This window comes from Roseateles sp. (assembly GCF_036404855.1).
Taxonomy (GTDB): Bacteria; Pseudomonadota; Gammaproteobacteria; order Burkholderiales; family Burkholderiaceae_C; genus Pelomonas.
Map to the genome: position 1 here is coordinate 1 of NZ_DASWYS010000005.1, position 1790 is coordinate 1790.

At 69.4% G+C, this 1790-nt stretch carries 2 protein-coding genes; both read right to left on the reverse strand.

The features are described from left to right. Positions 1 to 1278: TonB-dependent receptor (locus tag VGF12_RS00275; RefSeq protein WP_331174046.1), on the reverse strand; the 1278-nt coding region annotated here is incomplete at its 3' end. Positions 1279 to 1344: 66 nt separating this feature from the next. After that, positions 1345 to 1790: FecR family protein (locus VGF12_RS00280; protein WP_414709951.1), on the reverse strand; the 446-nt coding region annotated here is incomplete at its 5' end.

The window sequence follows — 1790 nt, forward strand, 5'->3', positions numbered from 1 at the left end:
GGGCTGGCGGTTGTTCTCGAAGCGTCCCTCGCCGTTGTCCGCCTGCAGTACGTCGTTGACCCGTGACTGCTGCTTGAGGGCCATGACGTTGACGCTGAATTTCTCCGTGGGCTCCCAGCGTGCGGCCCCGCGCACACTCCACTTGCGACGGTTGTCCGCGTCCTCCACGCCGCGCTGCAGGTTGTCGTAGAGGCCGGGGGCGTTCTGCAGCAGCCCGGAGGCGCGCACGGCGGCCGTTTCGCCCAGCGGGGCATTGAGGCCCAGCGCATAGGTATGGCCGGTGCCGCCCTCACGCAGCTGCGTGCGCTCGACGAAGCCGCGGGCCTGCCAGCGATCGAACTCCGGCTGCTTGGGCACGTAGCGCAGTGCACCGTTGAGGGCCGACGCGCCGAAGGTGGTGCCCTGCGGTCCGCGCAGGACTTCCACTGTGCTGAGGTCGTAGGGGTCGAGATCGGGCGCGCCGAAGTTGCCGAAAGGATCGGTCAGCGGCACGTCGCCCAGGAACTGGCCCATGGTCTGGTTGCCCAGCCCGCTGCTGTCGCCGGGGCCGACACCACGCACGGTGAAGCTGCGGCCGGAGGCCTCGCCGAGCTGGCTGTCGACCAGGGTGATGCCCGGCGCCTGCATCAGGTAGTCCTGGACGTCGCGCGCGCCGATCTTCTCCAGGTCCTCGCCCCGCAATGCGGTGATGCTAACCGGAATCTCGCGCGCCGATTTCTCGCGCTTGGTGGCGGTGACGACGATCTCCTCCAGTTGCGCCGAAGAGGGTGCGCGTGCCGGTGAGGGCTCCGCCGCTGCCGTTTCGCGGTTGGGCACCGGGATGGTCAGCAGCACCTCCGGATCGCCGTCTGCGGCAGCCAGGGCGGTGCCCTCGTCCGGCGTCGTGGCGAGCAATCCCTCCAGTTCGTCGTCTGCCGCCGTGTGGCGCGGCAGGTCGATGGCGATGGTGTCGGCATTGGCCTTGCGGAACGTGGCGCCCGTGCCAGCCAGCAGCCGCGTCAGCGCCTCGCGCAGGCTCATCTCACCCCGCAGCCCCGCCGTGCTGTGGCCACTCAGCGAACCGGCCATGACCAGTTGCACGTCGGCGAGCTTCGACAGCGCGATGATCGCGCTGGACAGCGGCTGGGGCTGCAGGTCCAGTTGCAGGCGCTTGTCGAGCGGATCGGCCGGCGTCACGGCCCTTGGCGAGTTCCCTGCCTGAGCCCAGGCGTTGTTGCAGGCCGCGATGGAGAAGGCGATGAGGCCGGCGCGCAGCGGCCGCATGTACGAGGTTGGCATCGATGAATCCCCTGCGCGGCAGGATCGCCGCATATCGCCTGGACGGATGGACGTATCGATCCGGTACTACAGCGACTCCGCATGCGACAACAGCAGATTGCCCTCGGCATCCATCGACAGCCGCACCGGGAACAGGCCGGGCAGGGCCTCCACCCAGGCCTGTACCGCGTTCGCGCGCACGCTGCCGGTGACACTGATCTCGCCGACCTCGGGATCGCCGATCAGGATACGGCGGCCGGAGTAGCGGTTGAGGTCGGCCACCACGGACGACAGCGGTTCGTTGACGTAGTCCAGGCGGCCCTGCTTCCAGCCCAGCGCATTGGCGGGGTCCACCGGCGACACCACGGGCCCTGAGGCTTGCGCCGCCCAGACCACTTCGGCCCCGGCATGGGCCCGCACGGCGCTGTGCTTCTCGCTGCCTTCGGGGTAGACGTCGACGGTGCCCTCGGCAACGGTGACGACCATGCGCTTGCCGGCACTGCGGATGTTGAAGGCCGTGCCCACGGCGCGCA